The organism is Vogesella sp. (assembly GCF_046297735.1).
Taxonomy (GTDB): Bacteria; Pseudomonadota; Gammaproteobacteria; order Burkholderiales; family Chromobacteriaceae; genus Vogesella; species Vogesella urethralis.
On sequence record NZ_JBKBHK010000004.1, the window covers coordinates 82418 to 103294 of the forward strand.

The window sequence follows — 20877 nt, forward strand, 5'->3', positions numbered from 1 at the left end:
CCAGATCGGCGTGCAGTACCAGGCGGCCAATGGCGTTACCACTGGCCGTAAAGTTGGCAATCTTGGTGGCAGCATCGCCCGCCAGATTAGCCAGACCAAAGCTGAACTGCTGTTGCAGGCTGCGGTCCAGATTGATCTTGACACCCAGACCCAAGGTAATTTCGTTACCGGTGGTATCGAACATCGGCAGCACGGCAAACTCGGGGCCGCTGGCATCGCCGGCAAACACGTCGTCCAGCACCACGGCATCCATGTCCAGCGTCTTGAGCGCGTCAGCCACGCTGCTTACCCAAGCATCGGTCTTGTTGAACATGGCTTTGGACGCCGACTGGATCCAGCCCAGCACGCCGGACAGATCGATACCTCGCAGGTTGGCGCCGTCAAACTTGAAGCCTTTGAAAGCAGGCGTGGCAAAGCTGATGCCGTTGAGATTGGCAAAAGAGAGGTCCAGCTTGCTGAAATCAAAGCTGATATCAGGCAACTTGATATCGGACAGGTTCACAGACGGCAGCTTGAAACCCTGGAACAGCTTGCCCAGCCAGGCATTGCTATCCGCAGGCTGTGTCATGCCAGCCGAAGTCCAGTTGATGCTGTCGAAAAGGCCACGCAAGCCGCTCAGATCCAGCCCGCGGAAGTCGGCAAACGCGAAATTGATTTGCGGCAGGCTCAGGTCGATGTTCAGCTTTTGCAGCTTCAGCTTCAGGCCGATCAGGAATTCGCCTACGTTCAGGGCGCCGGCAAAGCGCGCACCGCTGAAGTCTGGCAGGTGCACGCCATCAAAACTCCAGCTACCTGGCTGCTTGAAGCCGCTGAAATCGAAGCCGCTGAAGTCCACGTCGCGGAAGATACCGCTGAAGCTGGGCCAGTTGCCGCTGCTGAAGCTCAGGCCGGACCAGATACTGCCAGTCCAGTTGGTATTGAAGTCCAGCAGCAGCTCGCCAAACTTCAGCTTGCTCAGGTTGGCAAAACTGAGGTCGATGCCGGACAGGTTCAGCTTCAGGCCGCTGAAATCCAGACCGGACAGGTCCCAGCCGCGCAGCGACAGCAGACCATTGGCACCGAAATTGAAATCCAGCGACGGCAGATAACCGCTGATACCCGTCAACCAGCTTGGCAGGGAGAGGCCGCTGCCGCTGCTGTTAAAGAAGAAACCGCTGCCACCGTCAAACTTGAAAACACTGGAGAAATCGACGCTGGGCCAGATGACGTCTACAGCAAACACCCCTTTCAGGTTGATGCTGCCGGCAAAGCTGATACCGCTGAAGTTCACGCCGCGCAAGTTGACGCCGGACCAGTCGAAATCCTTGATGGTGAGGTTCTGGAACAGCGAGAAATCGATGAACGACAGGTCCCAGCCCTGCCAGTTGTAGCGATGATTACTACCATCCAGCGTGACGCCGCCGGCGCCCAGGTAAACCACATTGGCGCTCAGCGCCGTACCGAATACTGCCTTGACGGTGCGGTCTACCACCATGCCATCCAGGAAGGTATTGCCGTCGTAGCTGGCCCAGGCAAAGCTGGCACCGATGGCCAGTGCGTTTTCCAGCCGCGCACCGGACAGGTCGGCACGGGCCAGGCTGGTATTGCGCAGGTTGCTGCCGCTCAGGTCGGCGCCGGCCAGCAGCGCGCCACTGAGGTCGGCTGCAGAGAGGTCTTTAGCGCTAAAGTTAGCCGCAAGCAGATTGGCGTTGGCCATGTTCACGCCACGCAGGTCTACCGCCGCCCAGCTGATGCCCTGCAGGTCGGCACCGTCAAAATTGGCGCCGCGCAGTGATGTGTCGGCATCAAAAATCGCGCCTTGCAGGTTGGCGCCGCTAAAGTTCACGCCGTCCAGGTTCAGACCACTGAAGTTGGCACCACTCAGGTTGGCACCGCTGAAGTCGAAGCCACGCAGCTGGTTAGGGCTTTGCTGGCTGAAATCGTAATTGGCCAAGTCTTCGCCCGACCAGTCGCGGCGGTTGGCATCCAGCGGCAGGCCAAATTTTTTGGCCAGTTCCTTCTTCAGGTGCTGCGTGGCCTCGCGCAGGGTTGGCCAGCCGGTTTTCTTGTTCGCTTCGGCGCTATCGCTGAAGGTGTACTGGGCAAAGAAAGCCTGTGCTGCCTGCTTGAGGGCAAATACCTTGATATCGACAGCGTCGGTATCATCGCTGTCAAAGCCCAGCAGCTCGTTGATGCTCTTGTCCAGACCGGGCACTTTGCTGTTCAGCAAACCCACACCCAGCACGTTCTGATTGGCCGTGCTGTCCACCTTGTCCAACACTTCCAGCAACTTGTCGCGCAGGGTCTCGGTCAGGCGCACGTCCAGCGAGGCGTCGGGGCGCTGCACTACCAGCTTGCCGGTAGTCGCGTCGGGCTTGAACAGCACCGGCGCATCCAGGTTGATGACTGGCAGACCGAAGTCGTTCAGATTAAACCCCTGGCCTTTGGCGTTGAGGGTAATGGCGCCGGACAGGCTGGCGATGCTGTCGCTATGGATCAGGCCGGCCAGGCCGCCCTGGGCTGCAGCGATTTCCGACAGATACACACGCCCCTTGCCATCGCGGTTATCCGGGTCGTCCAGCACGGCTTTGACCGCGGCTTTCAGGCTGATATCGGCCTGCTCGATGCCCACGTCCAGCAGGCCGGCCACGTTCAGCAGCGCCTGCAGGTTTTGCAGCTGCAGCTCGGCCTCGGCTTGGAGGCGGTTCACGTTGATGTAGGTCTGTACCTGATCAGCACTGGGCACAATAAAGTTGGCCGCACCATTACCCACGGTCTTGCTACCTAACACCACACCCAGGTCGATATCGGCTGCGGCCTTGATATCAGCGAGCGCGGTACCAGACAACGCAAACTGCGGCAGCAGCTTGCGGGCAGCCTCGGGCAAGTCACTGCTGCCCAGCGCAAAGCCCATGGCTACCTGGCGGTTCAGGTTGATCTGGAAATTCAGCGCAATGCGGATCTCGGTACCGCTGGTATCCAGCGTACCGCGGAAGTCGAATAGCGGGCCGTCGTACAAATGCGCGCTGGCAGGTGCCTCTAGCGCTTTTTGTACACCAGCCCACTTCGCCGCCCCCGCGTACCAGCGGGTGTCGGCATCGTACAAGGCACCTTTGGCGCTGGCAGGGGTACCGCTTACCAACAGCAGGTTGGCTGCCCGCAGATTGGCCAGCGACAGATCGGCACCGGCTACCACGGCACCTTGCAGGTTGGCACCGGCCAGGTTCAGGCCACTCAGGCTGATGTTGGACAGGTTCAGGCCGGACAAATCTGCACCGGCAAAGACACCTTTCAGTGTGGCCGGCAAGCTGATTTGCGGGTCGCTGCTGGCCGCGCTCACCGCAGCCAAACCGCGCAGGTCGGCATGACTGAAATCGCTGCTATCACTCAATGTGGCGCCAGCCAGGCTGGCACCGCTAAAGACGGCGCCCACCAGGCGCGCACCGGACAGGTCAACACCGTTAAAGTCGATACCGCTGAAATCGTAGCCGGAGAGGTTCAGCCCGGCCAGCGAGCTGCCCTGCTTGATCACCAGCGCGCTACCCGAAGCAGTCGTGGGCACGCTATCGGTCTTGGCAAACAGCGCGCCATCCAGCTTGGTAGCGTTGTTCAACGTTGCCGTGGCCAAATCTGCCTTGGCCAGATAAGCACTGCTCAGATCGGCACCCGTCAAGTTGGCAGCACCGAATTTCACGCCGTACAGGTTAGCCGCAACCAGTTTGGCATTGGTCAGCGTAATGCCGGACAGGTCCAGGCCGCTGAAATTGAAGCCGCTCAGGTCAAAGCCACTCAGGTCGGCAGCGCCGCTTACCGGGTCCAGCGCAATGGCATTACCACTGGCCTGCAGCAGTTCGGCCGGCAACACACCGCTAAACAGCGCATTGGCCAGACGGGTGCTGGCCGATACCACACTCCCGGCAAAACTGGCGCCTACCAGCGAAGCTTTATCGAATACGGTGGTACTGATGTCCGCGAGGTCAAAGTTGGCCGCACGCAGGTCCAGCCCCCCCAGGTCAACACCCTTCAGACGCGCACCGCTGAAATTCACCCCTTCCAGACGTGCGGCACCGGCTTTGCCATTGCTACGGTCTACGCTGCCATCCGGCTTGCGGGTAGCAAACGCGGCAAAGCTCAGGTTGGCGCCGGCAAAGGTGGCACCAGTGAGGTCGGCCCCGCTGAAGTCGGCGCCAGTGAGGTCGGCGCCGTTGAAATTGAAGCCACGCAGGTTCAAGCCGGCAAAGCTCACATTGGCCAGCTGTTTGCCCGACCAGTCGCGCTGGCTGGCGTCAAAATCGATAGCGACTTTGTGCGATAGCGCCGTATTCAGCGCATTGACCAAGCCCAGCAAGGTAGCGTCAGTGGCGCCGGCGGGCGGGGTAGCCGCCAGCTTGGTGCTATTAAAGTAAGCGTTGGCCGCATCACTCAGGTTCAGCAGGCGGTTGAAGAAGCTGCTACCAGAGTCGGCGCTCTTGTTGCCAAACAGCTCGGACAGGCTCTTGCCAATGCCAGGCAGCTTGATAGACAGGAAATCCGGGTTAAACGCGCCCTCACCTGCCGCTTTCAGCTTGTCCAGCACATTAAGCAGCTGGGTTTTCTGCGTGGCAGACAGCAGCACATCTACGCTGACAGAGGGTGCCTGATACACCACCAGCCCTTCGTCGCTGAGGCGGAACAGCTGGTCGGTGTCCAGCGTGATGTAGGGCGTGCCAAAAATGTCGGTAAAGCCCTGGCCGCCAATCGTGGGTTGCACGTCCAGATTGACACCAAACGATGCATCCAGCTTGGTGGAAGGCGTTAGGGTGGCCAGATTTTTCCACCAGTCAGCAGGGTTGGCTGCTTTCAGCGCCGCCAGCTCGCTCCAGCGCAGCAGGCCGTCGCCAGCCGGGCCATTCAGCGACATGCGCCCGCCAACTGCCAGCGAGAACTGGCCATTTAGCAAACTGGCGGTCCCCAGATTAGCCAGGCTGATGCTGGCAGCCAGGTTGGCCACACCCAAGGACGCTGCCGCATCCAGGCGGTTCAGGCGCAAGTATGGGTCGATCGACGCAGGCAGCGGCACGTTCACCACACCAGCAACATTTTTATCCAGCAGGCCAATACGCGCGCCAATGTCAAAGTTCAACGCCAGCACTGCCCGCCCCAACGCGGTACCGCTAACGTCAAACACCGGCAGCATGCTGTTATTGACCAGGTCGGCGCTACTGAAATGGAAGGCCGCCTCGAAGCTGCGATCCAGATTGGCTTGCAGGTTCAGACGCAGGTCCAGCGCGTTGCCGTTAAAGCTCAGGCCGCCCGAGAAGGCAAAAGCCGGGCCATTGGCCCCGGTAGCCAGGATGTCTTCCACCACCAGCTTGTTCATGCTGCCGAGCACGTTGTCAAACTGCGAAGGCAGCTTGGTCAGCGCATCGTAAAACGCCTTGGCCGCGCTCTTGAGCGTACCCACCACATTGCTGAAATCCACGCCGGACAGCAAGGCGCCATCCAGTTTGAGGTCGGCCAGCGACACATTGCGCAGGCTGGCAAACGACAGGTCGACGCCGCTGAAATCCAGGCCGGACAGATTGGCGCCACTGAAGTTGACGCGCTTGAAGCCGGCGAACTTGAAGGTAGTCAGCGCCGACAGGCCAGAAAGATCCACTCCGCTAAAATCGGCAGCGGTGAACAGGCGCTTCGCGCTGGCCGACAGGCCGGAGAACAGGCCAGCCAAGTTGCTGGCTGCACTGAAGCGGGCAGCGGACAGGTCAACCACCAGGCTGTCAAAGCTGATGCCGCTAAAGTTCAGACCGCTGAAATTCACGCCACGGAACTTGCCCAGCAAAGTGCTGATGCCGCTCAGGTCAACACCGCGCCAGTCGGCCCAGGAAAAGTCGGTAGCGATGTCAAACGAGGCACCGCCCAGGCGCGCACCAGAGAAATCCACGCCGCGGAACAGCGAACCCAGGAACGATTTGCCGCCAAAATCGAGGCCGGACATGTCCCAGCCGCTAAAGTTGAAACCGTTGAAATTGGTGGTGGTTTGCCACAGCTTGAAACTGCCGATGCCGGCCAACGACAGGTTGACGTCGGTGATCAGGTTATCCAGTTTGGTCAGCGCGTCCGTCAGCACACTACCCCACTTCACCTGCCAGCCAAAAGCGCCACTGAGATCAACTCCGGACAGGTTGGCGCCGTCAAAGGTGGCGCCACGCAAGTTGGCACCCGACAGATTGAAGCCGGACAGGTTGACCCCGGAAAAGTCGATACCCGACAGATCGAAGCGCGACCAGTCCAGTTTCAGGGCCGACAAATCCAGCCCCCACTGCAGCTGCTTCCAGCCACTGTTGGCACCAAACAGGCTGCTCAGATTGATATCGCTAACCAGATTGGTGACATGCGGCAGCTGCAACTGCGGGAAGCGTACGCCCGCCCAGTTCACGCCAAAAGCCGCCGCACCAGTAAAATTCACCCCGGCAATGCTAGCGCCGGCAAGGTTCACCCCACGCAGGTCCAAGCCGGCAAAGCTTACGCCGTCCAGCCAGCTACCGCTGAAGTTCACGCCGCGCAGCGTGGCCAGGCTAAAGCTGGCGCCGTACAGGCGAGCACCGCTAAAGTTGATACCGCTCAGGTCCAGGCCATCAAAACGGGCACCACGCAGGTCAGCGCCGCTGAAGTTCATGCCGCGCAGGAAATCCAGGCTCAGGCCTTTGCTGTTGGCAAAAGCAGCAAAGTCAAAACCACTCAGGCTCTTGCCAGACCAATTGAACTGGGTGGCATCGAAGGCTTTCTTGAAAGCACTGCTCAATGTCGCTGACAGGCTGGCTACCAGGCCACGGATACTGGGCAGGCTGCCGCCACTGAAACCGTCAAAATAGGTTTTGGCGGCGTCTTTCAGGTTGAACACGCCACCAATGCCCGCAGCGGCTTTGTCATTGCTGTCGTTCAGCAGCTGGGCCAGCGACTTGCCCACGCCGGGGATTTCCTGGTCGAACAGGCCAAACGGTAGCTTCTCGCCCAGCTCTTTGGCACCGCCGAGCATATCCAGAATGGACTGCTGCAGCTCGGCACTCAGGGAAACATCCAGCGATACCGCCGGGCTGGTCACACTGATTTTCTCGCCGCTGGCGACACGGAACAGCTCGTCGGTTTCCAGAATCAGCGTCGGGGTGCCGTAAGCCGACAGGTTGAAATTACCCAGGGTGGCGTTCAGCGGCAGCGTAGCGTTAAGGCTGCCGGTAGCACTCACCGTAAAGCCGCCAGAGATCACCTCGCCGGTCAGCTTGGCCAGCGGCAAGCGGCCTTGTTCGTCGCAGAAGGCTTCGGCAAAACGCAACTCGGTGCGGCAGCTCAGGTCTATGCTGCCATTGCTGACCATGACGGCAGCTGCACCACTACCAAATACCTGGCGCGACAGACCAACCGTAGCACTGACATTACGCGCGGCCAGGTCCAGCCCCACCACCAGCGGGGCGACGCGCAAGAAGGCAGCATGGCTCATGCTGTCCTGCAGGCTGCCAAGACCGGCCAGCTTGAGACCGATATCTACCTGGCCACGCAAACCGAGCAACGCATCCAGTTCGGACAGGGTATCGATGGCAAAGCCGGCTGCTGCCAGCTTCTGGTTGATATCTTGCGACAGCACCGGGCTGACTGTCAGCGTGCGGCTGGCATCAAACTGCAGGCTCAGGCGCAACTCGCTCCAGTCCCCCGCCAGCACCGCGCGCACGGTAAACGGGCTACCCGCCACGCCACTGTTGATTTCGTCTTGCAAGGCGCTGGCCAGGCTACCCAGATTGGTCGCGGCTGCGATGGCAGCAGCCCCTTTGTCAAAGCCCAGCACATTGGCCAGATTGCCCAGCCCACCCGGCGTAGCCGACAGGGCGCTGCCCAGCAGCTCGCCCAGGGTTTTATCCAGTAGCGGGACTTTGCTTTGCAGCTGCGGCAAATTGATCAGCTCGGCAGTGATGTCATTCCACTTAGCCATGGCCTGTTGCAAGGCAGACTGTGCTGACGCACCCAGCGAAATGTTACCGCTGAACTGTTCTACCTTGTCTACGGTAAACGTCGTGCCGTTCATGCTGACAACGGTCTTGCCGCTACCGTCATTGCTCAGGCCTGCCTGCTCTTTCAGCTCTACGCTGTCTTGCGCATCATGGCCGGCAGTGATGCTGGCAATACGGCTGGCGTCTTCAATGACAAAGCGGTTACTGCCCTGACCGCCAATCAAATGCAAACCGGCGCCACCAGTGATGGTAAGCGTACCCAGCCGCGTCGGGTCGGCGTAGCGTACGCTGAGGCCACTCTGGGTAGCCGTGACCACCAGGTCACCTGCTACCTGGCTCAGGTCTACCGTGTCGCCATTTGCTACGACAAGGCTGCTGTCAGACAGGCCATTGGCGACCGGGTGGCTGGCCAGCACCCCGAGATAGTCCAGGGTGCTCATGGCAAACAGCGGCTGTACTTGCAGCTGGCCGGTGGCCATTTCCAGCAGCCAGTCGGCACCCTGGGCCGGGTTGCCGGTAAGGTCATCCGAGGCAGCCACGTCGGCGCCGGTAATGCGCGACATCGCCTCGACAAAGGCCGCCCCGCGGCTGCCTTTGGCCACATCGCAGCCATACAGCAGTACATCGGCACCGGTGGCCAGCGCGTTGCGCCAGCCCAGCAGCGTATCGGCGCGCTCGGCCAGGCTCATATCGTCCAGCACGCTATTGCCCAGCTGCAGAGCGGCCTCGCTCCCATGCGAAATGACGTGAACGGCACGAATACCTTGGTACTGGCGCAGCCAGTCGCTCATCTGCTGCAGACCGTCGCGGCTGCTGTCCAGCACGACCACTTCCAGCTGACCGGGGCTGCGCCCCTCATCCGGACGGGCAACGATGCCAGCCAGCAATTGCTGGTAGTTGTCTACCGCCTGATCGACAAACACCACTTCATTGATGACCTGGCGCAAGCTGGCATGCTGCCCGGTCAAACCGGACTGCAAGGCCTGGCTGACACCAAACTGGCCCATCAGCAGGTCGTGCGGCACGATGATCGCTTCGTGCTTTTGCTGCTGCGGCGTAGGCGGTAATACCAGCCCGTCACCGGAAAGCAGCAAGCGCGGCTCTACTTGCTCGACAAACAAAGTAGGCTGGCGGCCAACCTGGCGGCTACGACCACCCGAAGGAACATTCAGCAGGGCACGAATCCACACGGCGGGGTTGCGAGCGGTGTGCGGCTTTTTCTTCGGATGGCGGCTCATGGTCTGACTCCAGCTAGAACGGCAACGCCAGCAGGGGGGCTGCTGGCTGATTTATGGTTGTTATGTATGAGGTAAAACTGCGTGCTACTGCATCAAGCTGGCAAGATCGGTCAGATCTTCGCGCCCCAATGCACCTACGGCTTGCTTGAGCTTGAGGCGATTGACCAGATAGTCGTAACGCGCTTGCAGATAATCGCGCCGCGCGGAGTAGTACAAGCGGTAGGCGTCAGCAACCGCTACTACACTGCTGACGCCGGCCTTGTAACCTTCCTGGCGGGTTTGCAGCGCACTATCCTGGGCAATGACCGCCTTGCGCAGTGCTTCCAGCATGGAAGCACTGGTCTCCACACTCTGGTAAGCGGCACGGGTAGCACGTTCGGTCTTGCGCTCTTCCTGTTCGCGCTCGAGCATGGCTTTTTCCAGACGGACACCGGCTTCACGCACCAGCGAATTGGTCATGCCACCCTCGTACACCGGCATGTTCAGCTTCAACGCCAGCTCGTTGTTCTGTTGACGTTGGCCGCCACCGTAGAAGGAGCCCTTGGTATTCTGCCCGTTGGTGGTGCCGACCAGCGCCATGGTGGGGTAGTACCCCCCCTTCTGGCGCTTGATTTCCAGACCGGCAATCTGCTCGGCTAGCTTGCGCGATTGCAATGCAATGTTCTGGTTGATGGCAGCATCAACCCAGGCCTCCGGGTTGGCAGGCTGGGGCAAAGCAGGGTCAAAGTGGGTCTTGAAACTGAGCACGGCTGCCACATCGCTACCGACGATTTCCTTCAAAGCGCTACGGGCATCTTGCAGGCGGTTGCGCGCTTCGATCTCTCGGGCACGCGCCAGGCTAAAGCGCGACTCGGTATCGTGCACCTGGGCAATGGTGCCCAGACCGTTATCCAGCCGTGACTTGGCCAGCTCGAACTGTTTCTGGGTGGCCTCGCGTTCGGCACTGGACAGTTCCATGCCGTCCAGTGCCGCCAGCAAGCCCAGGTAGGCTGCAGAGGTACGCAGCAACAAGTCTTGCTCTGCTGCCACCACATTCAGCTTGGCCTGTTCGATCGCCAGTTCGGCCTGATCCAGCTTGTAAATGGCTGGCAATTTCAGCACGGGCTGGCTGATGGACAGCGACCACGAAAACGACGGGTAATTGGTGCTACCCGTCGGGAAGGCCTTGTTCGGTGCTTCGGTAATGTTTTGCTGCACCATGGAACGGCTGACGTCGATCACGGCACTGGGCAGCAGCGCAGCACGGGCCTGCGGTACGCTTTCTGCAGCGATCATGAAGTCGCTCTTGGCGGCCAGGTATTTAGGGTCGTTCTGCAGCGCACGTTCAAACAAGGCCGGCAGGCCGGACTGCACCAATGCAGGGTTGGCCGCACGCGGGTTCAGCGCTTTGCCGCTGAGCACCACCGGCTTGATCAGCATTCTGGGACGATGCAGCTCGTCGGCGTCTTGTCGCTGACGCAGCTCCAGCGAGATGGGTTCTCCGGCAAAGGCTGCCAGCGCAGCCGCACCCTGTTCGGCTGGCAGATGGCCCTTGCCGTTCAGGGACACAATCCAGCGGTTGCCCTGGTTTTGCAGACCGGAAGCCAACAGTGCCTGCGAACGCTGCAGATCAAAAATGACCCGCGCCGAACCCAAACGCGTTTCCTCCAGGCGCACACCATGCACAAGGTCACTGCTACCGCCCACACGGGGCAGCAGAGGCTTGATGTCTTCCACGCTGCTGCCAAGCACGTCTACCACCAGACGCGGAGGCTTATCCAGCGTAAAGGCACTGATTCTGGCGGCACCCAGATTGTCGGCAAACACCGACAAGGCACCGGCAGACTCGGCCAGCTGCATGGCGGAGATGGCCGGCGCCTGGGCCTGTGGCGCCGCATCCGGCACAAACGACACCAGAATTTCGCCTTTACCGCGGCTTACCACACCCTCGCCTGCCACCACGTCGGCATCGGCAGCCAGTGTTACCAGCAAGCGGCTACTGCCTTTGCCGCCATCCAGCGCGCTGAGCTTCTGCAAAAGCGGGTTGCGCGCCAGATCAGCGGCGGCAATCACCCGCTCCAGATCCTGGCGCCGGATACCGGGCAGCTCGAATACCACCTGGCGGCCGTCGGAATCGAACGCCAGGTCAGCCTCCAGCGTAGCCGAACCGATCAGGCGCAAGTCGGCACGACCTTCTCGATTAACCACTACCAGCTGTTCCAGCGCCGGCTTCGGCGGCAAAACCCGTTGGGTATCGGGGGCAAAAATCATTTCCCAGCGGGTACGTCGATCTTGCAGCGAAACCAGCTTTTCATCCTGAACTTTTACGGGGCGGGCAAACTCGATACGCAGCGGGGTGAGACCCTGGCTCGGCACCAAAGTGTCGATACGCTTGATGAACGGGTGTGCCTTCAGGTTTGCCAGGCTGGCACGCAAGGCGGCAGGGTCGATATCTTTCAGCAACAGCACCACCTCGGTACTGTCTTGCACTTGCAAACCGCTGTGCAGCGTGCCGGCAGGCACGTCCAGTTGCAGGCGTACCGCATCGCCCTCTGCCTTGATGCTTACATTCGCCACGCCCGCTGCCATGGCCGGTGCAAGGCCAGACAGCATCAGCGCCAGTGTCAGAACCCTGAGAGGTTTCTTGCAGATATCCAAAGTGTGCCACCCTTGCTAGGTATCGGTTGCCCGCCTGCCTGCCGCTGCAGACGGTTTTTTAGTTAGAGTATTGTATTGAAATAGGTACAAAACTGCTACGCAACTTTAAGCAAATAGCACAAACTGAATCATATCAATGCTGAAAAATCACACTTGCGCCAGAAATGGCCAAGCAAGGTGGCGTATCGGCAGCGAAAAATACCACTCAGATACCAAAATAATGAAATAACCATAAAAAAAGCGGGCCGAAGCCCGCGTCAGAAGCCTTGAATGCCAGGAGTTTTCAAGGAAATCGGCCGCGCAGCGCTGGCTGCGCGGAGAAAGCATTTACTTCCATGCCGCCGGGAACTTGTAGCCAGCGTACTTGGGTTGCGCCCAGGCGCGGAATTCCGGCGACTGGTAGGCAGCGATCACATCCTTCACCCACGGCTTGTTCACGTCGGCGGCACGGATCACGCCCCAGTTTACGTAGGCGTAGCTCTTTTCTTGATACACGGCTTCGGTCAACTTGATGCCGGAGGAGATGGCGTAGTTGCCGTTCACCACGGCGAAGTCCACATCAGCGCGGGAGCGCGGCAGCTGGGCGGCTTCCAGCGGAACGATCTTGATCTTCTTCACGTTGACGTCGATGTCACGCTCGGACGCGGTCAGCGGGTTGATGCCTTTTTTCAGCTTGATCCAGCCCAGATCGTTGAACATCACCAGCGCGCGGGCGAAGTTGGACGGGTCGTTCGGGGCGGACACGGTGCTACCCGGCTTCACGTCTTTCAGCGACTTCAGTTTGCCCGGGTACACGCCCAGCGGTGCGGTGGGCACCTGGAATACTTCTTTCAGGCTCAGCTTGTGCTCTTTGGAGAAGTTGTCCAGGTAGGGTTTGTGCTGGAACACGTTCACGTCCAGCGAGCCTTCCTGCAGCGCCAGGTTCGGGCGCACGTAGTCGGTGAACTCCACCAGTTTCACGGTGTAGCCTTTTTTCTCCAGGATCGGCTTGATGGCCTGCTTTACCTGGTCGCCGAAGTCACCAACGGTGGTACCGAACACGATTTCTTTCTTGGCCGGGTCGGCCGCGTAAGCGTTGGCCGCGAAAGCGAGGCCGAGGGTGGCAACTGCCAGGGTCTTGAGGGCGATACGACGCATTGTTCTAGCTCCTTGTGAGAGGGATCTCTTTGTTTTTGACAGGGTTAGCGTTTATCCAGGCGCGCGGCCAGGCGGTTACCGGCAAACTGGATCAGCTGCACGATCACCACCAGCAACAGCACCATGGCGATCATCACTTCGCTCTGGAAGCGGTAGTAGCCGTAGCGGATGGCCAGGTCGCCGATGCCGCCGCCGCCCACCACGCCGGCCACGGCCGAGTAGCTGAGGAAGCTGATGGTGAGAATGGTGAGGCTGGAAATCAGGCCGGCACGGGCTTCGTTGATCAGCACCTTGACGATGATCTGCGCCGGGCTGGCACCCATCGCTTCCGCCGCCTCCACCACGCCACGCGGGATCTCACGCAAGGTCTGCTCCACCAGACGGGCAAAGTACGGAATGGCAGCAAACGACAACGGCACCGCGGCGGCCACCGGGCCGATGGTGGAGCCCACCAGCACGCGAGTAAGCGGCACCAGCGACACCATCAGGATGATGAAGGGGAAGGAACGCACCAGGTTCACCAGCCAGCCCAGCACGCCGTTGACGGTGCGGTGGGCGAACAGCTGGCCGGGCTGAGTCAGGTACAGCAGAATGCCCAGCGGGCCGCCCAGCAGGATGGCCGCGCTCAAGCCGATGGCCAGCATCAGGCCGGTTTCCAGGCTGGCCTGCCAGATTTCGGGCGCCAGGTCGGACAGGTTGGCCAGCGCCTGGGCCAGGGTCAGTTCTTCCATTTACGCCACCTCCAGCAGGGATTTGGCCAGCGCCGACTGCGCGCTGACCTGCTTGTCTTGCACCGTCAGGATTTCCACCACTTCGCCGGCGTCCAGCAGCGCGGCACGATGGCAAATGGAGCGGATGACGTGCATTTCGTGAGTGACGATCACCACGGTCACGCCAAAGCGGGCGTTGATGTCCTGCAGGCAGTCGAGGATGGACTGGGTGGTTTTCGGGTCCAGCGCCGAGGTGGGCTCGTCGGCCAGAATCACGTGCGGGCGCGGCGCCAGGGCACGGGCAATGCCCACGCGCTGCTTCTGGCCGCCGGACAGCTGCGCCGGGTAGTGCTGGGCGCGCTCGGCAAGGCCAACGACATCCAGGCACTCGGCAACGCGGGCGTCGATCTCGGCGCGGCCCCAGCCGGCAATTTCCAGCGGGAAGGCGATGTTGTCGGCCACGGTGCGGTTGGCCATCAGGTTGAACTGCTGAAACACCATACCGATGTTCTGGCGGGCGCGACGCAGCGCGCTGGCAGACAACGCGGTGAGCTGCTGGCCGTCCACGGTAACGCTGCCGCTGTCCGGACGTTCCAGCAGGTTGATCAGGCGCAGCAAGGTGGACTTGCCGGCGCCGGAAAACCCGATCAGGCCGAAGATCTCGCCGGCACGGATGTGCAGGCTGGTATCACGTACCGCGTCGAACCAGCCGCCTTCCGGCTTGCGGAAACGCTTGTGTACGTTCTTGAGGTGAATCATCCAAAGCTCCAAAGCAAAAAGCCCGCCGTAACGCTGGCGGGCTTAAGCTGGGAATTTTCGGCTTTGAAAATTCTGGCGAGTAGTGTTGGTTGCTACTCCCCACGCTTTAGCTGTTTTACGCCCGCAAGCTGTGTCAAATCGGCGTTAAATCAAAATCCTGATTGCAATTGAACATCACTCGTTCGTTTGTGTCAAGCATTTATTACCACGTTACTACCACTGGCCGTTGGCCGCAGCCGACCCGCGCCGCGGCCAACCTTGGCAGGCAACTTGCCACCACGGCCTAGCGCGGCTGACAGGTCACCGTCAGCGTGCCCAAATCGCCAAACTGCAGGCTGGCCGGCACGCCCGGCTGCAACAGCAGCACCCCGGCGTAGCTACCGGTAATCACCGCCTGCCCCGGCAGAATACCCTGCCCGCCCTCCTGCAGGTGCTGCACCAGCCACAGCAAGGGCGCCAGCGGCTGCCCGGCCGGGTGCGCGCCTTGCAGCGTGTCGTCGCGCTGGCCCTGCTGCACGCGCAAGGCCAGCATGCTGGCCGCCCGTGCGGCGTCGATGGCCACCGCCGGCCCCAGGTGCAGGCCCTGGTTCACCAGCCCGTCGGCCAGCGACTGCAAAAACGGCGGTTTGGGTTCGGCGTCAAAGCGGCTGTCGATCAGCTCCAGCGCCAGCCGTACCTGGCTGATGGCCGCCAGAATCTCGGCCTCGCTATACGGCGTGGCGCGCGGTGGCAGGCCTTCGGCAAACACAAAAGCCAACTCCGGCTCTACTTTCACCATGCCATCACGCACCCAGGCGTGGCAGGTGTCGCCGTCGCTGACGGTGCTGGCGTAGATTGGCGCCACCACCTTGCGCTCGGCGTCCGGCAGGCCGCACTTCCAGCCGCCAATGGCATTGCCCAACAGTTCGCTGACGGCTTGCTGAATGGCCAGCGCGTCGTCCAGCGTGGCCGGCGCCAGTTCGGCGGCCAACAGCGGGCCGCGGCTACCGGACAGACGGCGGGAAGCGAGGGTAATGGCAGCCTGGCGGCAGGTATCGGGCGTCATGGCGGGTTTCCGTTACGTTGGGCAAAACGGCGTTTTACCGGCAATGGCCAAGCCTAGCAAGCTACAGACGGCAGCGCGCCCCGTGGCAAACCATAGGGCGCAGAATGAACAACCAACGGTTATTTGGTGAGGATCAGCTTGTTCTGCTTGGTAATCTGCAAGCGGTACTGCTGGCCGTTGTGCTCAATCAGCAGTGCTTTACAGTCGGCAAACAGCTGTTCGCTGCTGATCAGCGGCACATCGGCTTGGGTGCCGGCACCAACACCTTGCGGCAGCAGGCCTGCCGCAAGGGAGTCGAGCGAGAAACTGAGTGTACTCATCGGTGTAACCAGGGTCGGGTCATCATGTAAAACGCACCCCTACCCAAGACAGGGGTGCCGTACAGGCCAGGCCACCGCACGCAGTAGCCCGGCTGCGACTTAGAACGTGAAGTTCGCGGTCAGGTTGGCGGTACGCGGGGTACCCGGCACGTAACGGGTACGGTTGTTGTTCAGCGAAGCGATGTAGTCCTCGTCAAACAGGTTGTACACGTTCAGTTGCAGGTTCACATTCTTGTTCAGCTTGTAGCTGGCCATGGCGTCCACCACGGTGTAGGCCGGAATGCCTGGAATGTACTCGGTAGTACGCACCTTGGTATTGGTGTTCTTGCCCATGTAGCGCACGCCGCCACCGATGGTGAGGTCGTTGTTTACCTTGTAGCTGCTCCACAGGGTGGCGCTCCACTCCGGCGACCAGTCTGCCGACTGGCCAGTCAGGCCTGCGGTAGAGGTGGTGGAACCTTCGGTGATGTCGGTCTTCATGTGTGCCACGCCGGCAGTCACCTGCCATGCCGGGGTGATCTGGCCGACCAGGCCCAGCTCCATGCCTTTCACTTCGCGCTTGCCGTACTGCACGATGGCGCCGGTAACGCTATCGGCCTTGGCCAGCTCGTTCTTGTTGGTGGTCTGGTAAATGGCGGCGGTCAGGCCCAGCTTGTTGTCCAGCAGGTCCCACTTGGTACCCAGCTCGATGTTTTCGGTCTTTTGCGGGTCCAGCGCGGTATTGCTGCTGCTGGTGGCGCTGGTGGACAGCGTGAAGTTGTCGCTACCGGCCGGCTTTTGCGAGGTGGCGTACGCCAGGTAAACGCTGCCGTTGGCCGCCGGCTTGTACACCAGGCCCAGCTTGCCGCCCAGCAGATTGCCGGATTTTTCCAGGTTGCTGGCAATCAGGTTGCTGCCGGAGACGGTGGTGACGTCGGTCTGGGTGTTGTAGTGCTCCAGGCGCAGGCCGCCGCTGAGTTGCCACTGCTCGTTCAGTTTCAGCGTGTCAAAACCATATACGGCGATGGTATTGGTAAAGCCTTTGGTCGACGCGCCGGTCAGGTAAGGGGCGTAGCCGGTCAGCGTATCGCCGCTGTTCGGGTTATAGGCGTTGGCCGCAGCCACGGTACCCAGGCCACTACGGGTGTAGCTATTCTGGCCTTCGTGCAGCAGCTCCATGCCCACAAGCAGGTCGTGCTCGATACTGCCGGTCTTGAATTGGCTTTGCAGATTGGTCTGGTTGGCCAGGATGGTGTTGTCCTGCAGCGTGTATTGACGGCTGCGCGTACTGGTCCACGCGGCAGCGTTGGTGCTGGTCGTCGTGCTGGCGGTAATCGCAGTCATGATACGGTCGGTATCAGACTTACCGAAGCGGGTGATATTGGTCAGCTTGTTGCCGTTGGCAAAAGTGTGCTCCAGCTTGCCGGTGATCATGTCGGCAGTCACATCTTCGTAATCGCCATTCAAGCCGTAGTAGTTGCTGCTGTTCACTGGGGACGCGGTCACGCCAGCCGGCAGGCCGCTATTGTAGTAGCCTTCCAGACCGATGGTAGGTACGCCGCCATCCGGCACGTTGTCTTGCTTGATGTGCTGTGCATTCAGCGTGAACACGGTGTTGGTGCCCAGGCCAGTAGCCAGCGACACTGCCACACCGTCAGTGTTCTTTTCTACTTTGTCGCGACCAGCCACACTACCCTGCTGGCGCAGCAGGTTCACGCGCACGGCGGTGGTATCGTCGATCACCTTGTTGGCGTCCAGCGTGAAGCGCTGGTTATCTGCCGTGCTGGCGCCGACGCTACCGGAGATATTGTCTTCCAGGTTAGCGCTCTTGCTGATCAGGTTGATGTAGCCGCTGGTGGCACCGCGGCCGATATCGGCGCCGGACGGGCCTTTGACGATTTCCACCTGCTCCAGGTTGAAGGTATCACGCGATACCGCGCCCAGGTCGCGCACGCCGTCGACAAAGGTGCTGGTTTCTGATCGGAAGCCACGCATGGAAAACGTGTCACCGGCATTAGTAGCACCACCCTCGCCCAGCTGCATGGTAATGCCAGGGGTATTTTGCAGCGCTTGCATCAGCGACACCGCGCCTTGCTGCTGCAGCACTTCCTTGCTGATCACGGTAACGGTCTGCGGGGTATCCACCAGCGGCTGCGTCAGCTTGGGCGACGCCGACTTTTCTTTCTTGATGGCCGGGGTGGTTTGTTCCGGGGCGCTTACCTTGGTGGTGGGCAAGGTAGCTTCGGTTTGCGCCAGCACCATGGCTGGCATGGTCAGCAGCGCGATGGCAGCGGCTTGGCGACCCAGGGTCTTGCCGCTCTTGATGTATGCAGAGTGAGCCAATTGTTTCTCCAGTCGGGATGTCGTGAGTGGTTTTGCTGGCTTACTGCATTACATACCCCAGGCGGTGGGCTACAGCTGGCTGGCTAACATTCTTGAAAACATCGTAATGATAACAACTATCATTAATTTTACGCAATACTTGTTCACACACTAGCAACAAACTGCCGACAGAAACCGGTACTGTCTGCCCGCCGGGCCGCTACCTTGCGACCAAACTCTGCTGCCGCAAGCGCGGCGCAATCCTGGTCAGACATCGCTGCCCCTTACCCCGCCAGACAACAGGCGGGCAGAAAAACAATCCCCCGCCTGTACTACAGACGGGGGATGCAAGCCGGGGACAGCGTGATCAATACACGTCGCGGCAGTAGCGCCCTTCTGCGGCCAACGCGTCCAGCGTTGCCTCGCCCAGCACCTCGCGCAGTACCGCATCCACGCCACTGGCCATGCCGGCCAGGCTGCCGCAAACGTAAATGGCCGCGCCGTCTGCCACCCACTGTTGCAAGCGCTCCGCCTGCTCGGCCAGTACGTGCTGCACGTAACGGCGCTGCGCCTGATCGCGCGAAAACGCGGTATCCACGTGCTGCAACACGCCCTGCTGCTGCAAAGCCTGCAACTCGTGACGGTAGTAGAAATCGTGCGCGGCCTGGCGCTCGCCAAACAGCAACCAGCCCGGCTGCGCGGCGGCCAACTGCTGGCGCGCGCGCAGGTGGCTGCGCAGGCCGGCCAGGCCGGTGCCATTACCGATCAGGATCAGCGGGCGCGTGGCGTTGTCGGCCAGGCGGAAGCGGCGGTGCGGGCGAATGCGCACATTCAGCACCTCGCCCAGCGCCAAGTCGCGGGTAAGGTGCTGCGACGCCAGACCAATCCGCCCCTGCTCGTCAGCGCGTACCCGCACCAGCAGTTGCAGGCTGCCGTCAGCCGGGATCGACGCAATCGAGTACTCGCGCGGCCGCGCCGGGTCGGCCGGCACCTGCACCTCCACCAAGTCACCAGACTGCCACTGCGGCAGCGCGCCGCCGTCGGCCGGCCACAGCGCCAGGTGGTAGGTGGCTGCGCCACAGCTGCCCTCGTTGAGGCAGCGCCGCTCCTGCAGCTGCCAGCGCGCGAACGGCTGTGCCGCCGGCGCCATATCGATAGCGATGTCACCGTCCGGCAGGCCGGCCAGCTCGGCCAGCTGCTGCCGCCATGTCGCCAGTGCCACCTCGTCCAACGCGTCCACTGCCAGGCAAGGGTAGAGCGGCTGGGCACCGCTATCGGCCAGCCAGGCGTCCAGCGCGCGGCCAAAGGCACAGAACTGCGCATAGCGGCGATCGCCCAGCGCCAGCACCGCGTACTGCAGCTCGCCCAGCGCAGCAGGCTTGGCAAGGTTGGCCGCAAAACGGCGCGCCATATCGGGCGGCTCGCCCTCACCCGCGGTACTGGCCACCAGCAGCAAGCGGCTGGCCTGCTGCAAGGCGGCTACGTCCAGCTGCGCCAGCGGCAGGCACTGCACGGCCAAGCCCGCGGCCTGCAAGGCGGCGGCCGACTGCTGCGCCACCGCCTCGGCCTGACCGCTCTGGCTGGCGTAGGCCACCAGCCACGGCGCGGCCACGCTGGCGGCGCGCCGGCTGCGACGCCACTGCCGCCAGGCGGCCACACACACACCGGCATAGGCCAGCCCCAGGCCGGCCGCCCAGATCAGGCGTTCTTGTTCCATCATTGCTCTTCCATCATGTCCAGAAAGGCGCGGCTGTAGCGCGCCTGTAGCTGCTCGCCGTCGCGCAGCAGGAAGGCCGCGGCCAACCCTTGCTGTTCGGCCAGCGCCATGCCGGCGTGCGGGCCCAGCACCGTCAGCGCGGTAGACCAGGCGTCGGCGGCCATGCACTCGGGGTGGATCACCGTCACCGAGGCCACGCCGCGCACCGGCTGGCCGCTGCGCGGGTCCAGCGTGTGCGCGCAACGCTCCCCGTTGTGCCAGAACACCTTCAGGTAATCGCCGGAGGTGGCCACCGACAGGCCATGCAGCGCCAGCCGCGGCGCGGCCAACCCTGCGCTTTGGCTGTCGTTCGGCAGCGCCAGCGCCACCCACCACGGCTGGCCGTCCGGCTTCATGCCCTCGCCGCGCAGCTCGCCGCCCACTTCCACCAGAAAGTGGCGGTAACCGTACAGGCGCAGATAGCGCGCCAGCAGATCGACACTGAAGCCTTTGGCCACCGACGACAGGTCCAGCTGCACGCCACCCGGCTGCAGCGCGCTGCGCGTGGCCACATCCAGCTGCAGCGCCTGCCAGCGGCACTGCGCCAGCAAGGCGCGAGCCTCGTCCGCCGACGGCGGCACAAAGCCGGGGGCGTCGTAGCGCGGTGCCGGGCCAAAGCCCCAGCGGTTCACCAGCGCACCGGCGGCCGGGTTGTAGGCACCGTCGCTGGCGGCCGCCACCTGCAACGCGTACTGCAGTACGCCAAAAAAAGCGCCGGGCAGCGGGTGCCAGCTGCCCGCCAGCGCACGGTTGAAGCGGTCCAGGTCGGAGCCGGCTTCCCAGTGGCTCATCTCGGCCACCACGCCGTCCAGCTGCTGCTGCAGGCCGGCAGCCAGAAAATCGGGGACCTCGCCATCGATCGCCACCAGCACCTGCCAGCTGGTGCCCATGGCGTGGCCGGCAAAGCGCACTACGCTGGCGCTGGCCGGCGGACAGGCCGGGTCGATATGGCGGGGAATGAGGATGGCAGTCATGCTTTTGTGCAGTCTTTCAACGTCAAGCGGCAGGCCAGCGGC

Annotated in this window: 11 protein-coding genes (1 of these 11 running past the window's edge); all 11 read right to left on the reverse strand. The window is 61.7% G+C overall.

Going from position 1 to position 20877, the window contains the following annotated elements; translation table 11 throughout:
• Nucleotides 1-9196, reverse strand: the beginning of a protein-coding gene (locus ACK4FZ_RS06340) for a VCBS domain-containing protein (RefSeq protein WP_409818990.1). Its footprint begins 20096 nt before the window's first position; only the first 9196 of its 29292 coding nucleotides appear in the window; its start codon is at nucleotides 9194-9196; its stop codon lies beyond the left edge, outside the window.
• A gap of 84 nt (nucleotides 9197-9280) precedes the next feature.
• Nucleotides 9281-11752, reverse strand: a complete 2472-nt coding sequence (locus ACK4FZ_RS06345; RefSeq protein ID WP_409818992.1) for a TolC family outer membrane protein — start codon at nucleotides 11750-11752, stop codon at nucleotides 9281-9283.
• Between the two features lie 228 nt (nucleotides 11753-11980).
• Complete coding sequence (locus ACK4FZ_RS06350; protein ID WP_409818994.1) at nucleotides 11981-12160, reverse strand: hypothetical protein; 180 nt, start codon at nucleotides 12158-12160, stop codon at nucleotides 11981-11983.
• A complete protein-coding gene (locus ACK4FZ_RS06355; protein WP_409818996.1) occupies nucleotides 12161-12970 on the reverse strand; it encodes a MetQ/NlpA family ABC transporter substrate-binding protein in 810 nt (269 codons plus the stop codon). It lies immediately after the preceding gene.
• A 44-nt stretch (nucleotides 12971-13014) separates the two neighbouring features.
• Nucleotides 13015-13701 carry a methionine ABC transporter permease gene (locus ACK4FZ_RS06360; protein ID WP_409818997.1) on the reverse strand — a complete coding sequence of 229 codons (687 nt, stop codon included), beginning with the start codon at nucleotides 13699-13701 and terminating at the stop codon, nucleotides 13015-13017.
• Nucleotides 13702-14439, reverse strand: coding sequence for a methionine ABC transporter ATP-binding protein (locus ACK4FZ_RS06365; protein ID WP_409818999.1), 738 nt, complete (start codon nucleotides 14437-14439; stop codon nucleotides 13702-13704).
• A 283-nt stretch (nucleotides 14440-14722) separates the two neighbouring features.
• A complete protein-coding gene (locus ACK4FZ_RS06370; RefSeq protein ID WP_409819001.1) occupies nucleotides 14723-15484 on the reverse strand; it encodes a hypothetical protein in 762 nt (253 codons plus the stop codon).
• A 119-nt stretch (nucleotides 15485-15603) separates the two neighbouring features.
• A complete protein-coding gene (gene hemP / locus ACK4FZ_RS06375; protein WP_409819004.1) occupies nucleotides 15604-15804 on the reverse strand; it encodes a hemin uptake protein HemP in 201 nt (66 codons plus the stop codon).
• A 99-nt stretch (nucleotides 15805-15903) separates the two neighbouring features.
• A complete protein-coding gene (locus ACK4FZ_RS06380; RefSeq protein ID WP_409819006.1) occupies nucleotides 15904-18126 on the reverse strand; it encodes a catecholate siderophore receptor Fiu in 2223 nt (740 codons plus the stop codon).
• A 346-nt stretch (nucleotides 18127-18472) separates the two neighbouring features.
• Complete coding sequence (locus tag ACK4FZ_RS06385; RefSeq protein ID WP_409819008.1) at nucleotides 18473-19825, reverse strand: sulfite reductase subunit alpha; 1353 nt, start codon at nucleotides 19823-19825, stop codon at nucleotides 18473-18475.
• Nucleotides 19822-20835: an FAD:protein FMN transferase gene (locus tag ACK4FZ_RS06390; protein ID WP_409819010.1), complete on the reverse strand. Its 1014-nt coding sequence runs from the start codon at nucleotides 20833-20835 to the stop codon at nucleotides 19822-19824. The genes ACK4FZ_RS06385 and ACK4FZ_RS06390 overlap by 4 nt, the downstream gene beginning before the upstream one ends.
• Nucleotides 20836-20877 lie beyond the last annotated feature (42 nt).

Bases quoted from the DNA above. Each gene is read 5' to 3' on its own strand.
- hemP (WP_409819004.1), bottom strand. From the start codon at position 15,804: ATGAGTACACTCAGTTTCTCGCTCGACTCCCTTGCGGCAGGCCTGCTG.
- ACK4FZ_RS06365 (WP_409818999.1), bottom strand. From the start codon at position 14,439: ATGATTCACCTCAAGAACGTACACAAGCGTTTCCGCAAGCCGGAAGGC.
- ACK4FZ_RS06350 (WP_409818994.1), bottom strand. From the start codon at position 12,160: ATGCTTTCTCCGCGCAGCCAGCGCTGCGCGGCCGATTTCCTTGAAAAC.
- ACK4FZ_RS06390 (WP_409819010.1), bottom strand. From the start codon at position 20,835: ATGACTGCCATCCTCATTCCCCGCCATATCGACCCGGCCTGTCCGCCG.
- ACK4FZ_RS06355 (WP_409818996.1), bottom strand. From the start codon at position 12,970: ATGCGTCGTATCGCCCTCAAGACCCTGGCAGTTGCCACCCTCGGCCTC.
- ACK4FZ_RS06370 (WP_409819001.1), bottom strand. From the start codon at position 15,484: ATGACGCCCGATACCTGCCGCCAGGCTGCCATTACCCTCGCTTCCCGC.
- ACK4FZ_RS06360 (WP_409818997.1), bottom strand. From the start codon at position 13,701: ATGGAAGAACTGACCCTGGCCCAGGCGCTGGCCAACCTGTCCGACCTG.
- ACK4FZ_RS06385 (WP_409819008.1), bottom strand. From the start codon at position 19,825: ATGATGGAACAAGAACGCCTGATCTGGGCGGCCGGCCTGGGGCTGGCC.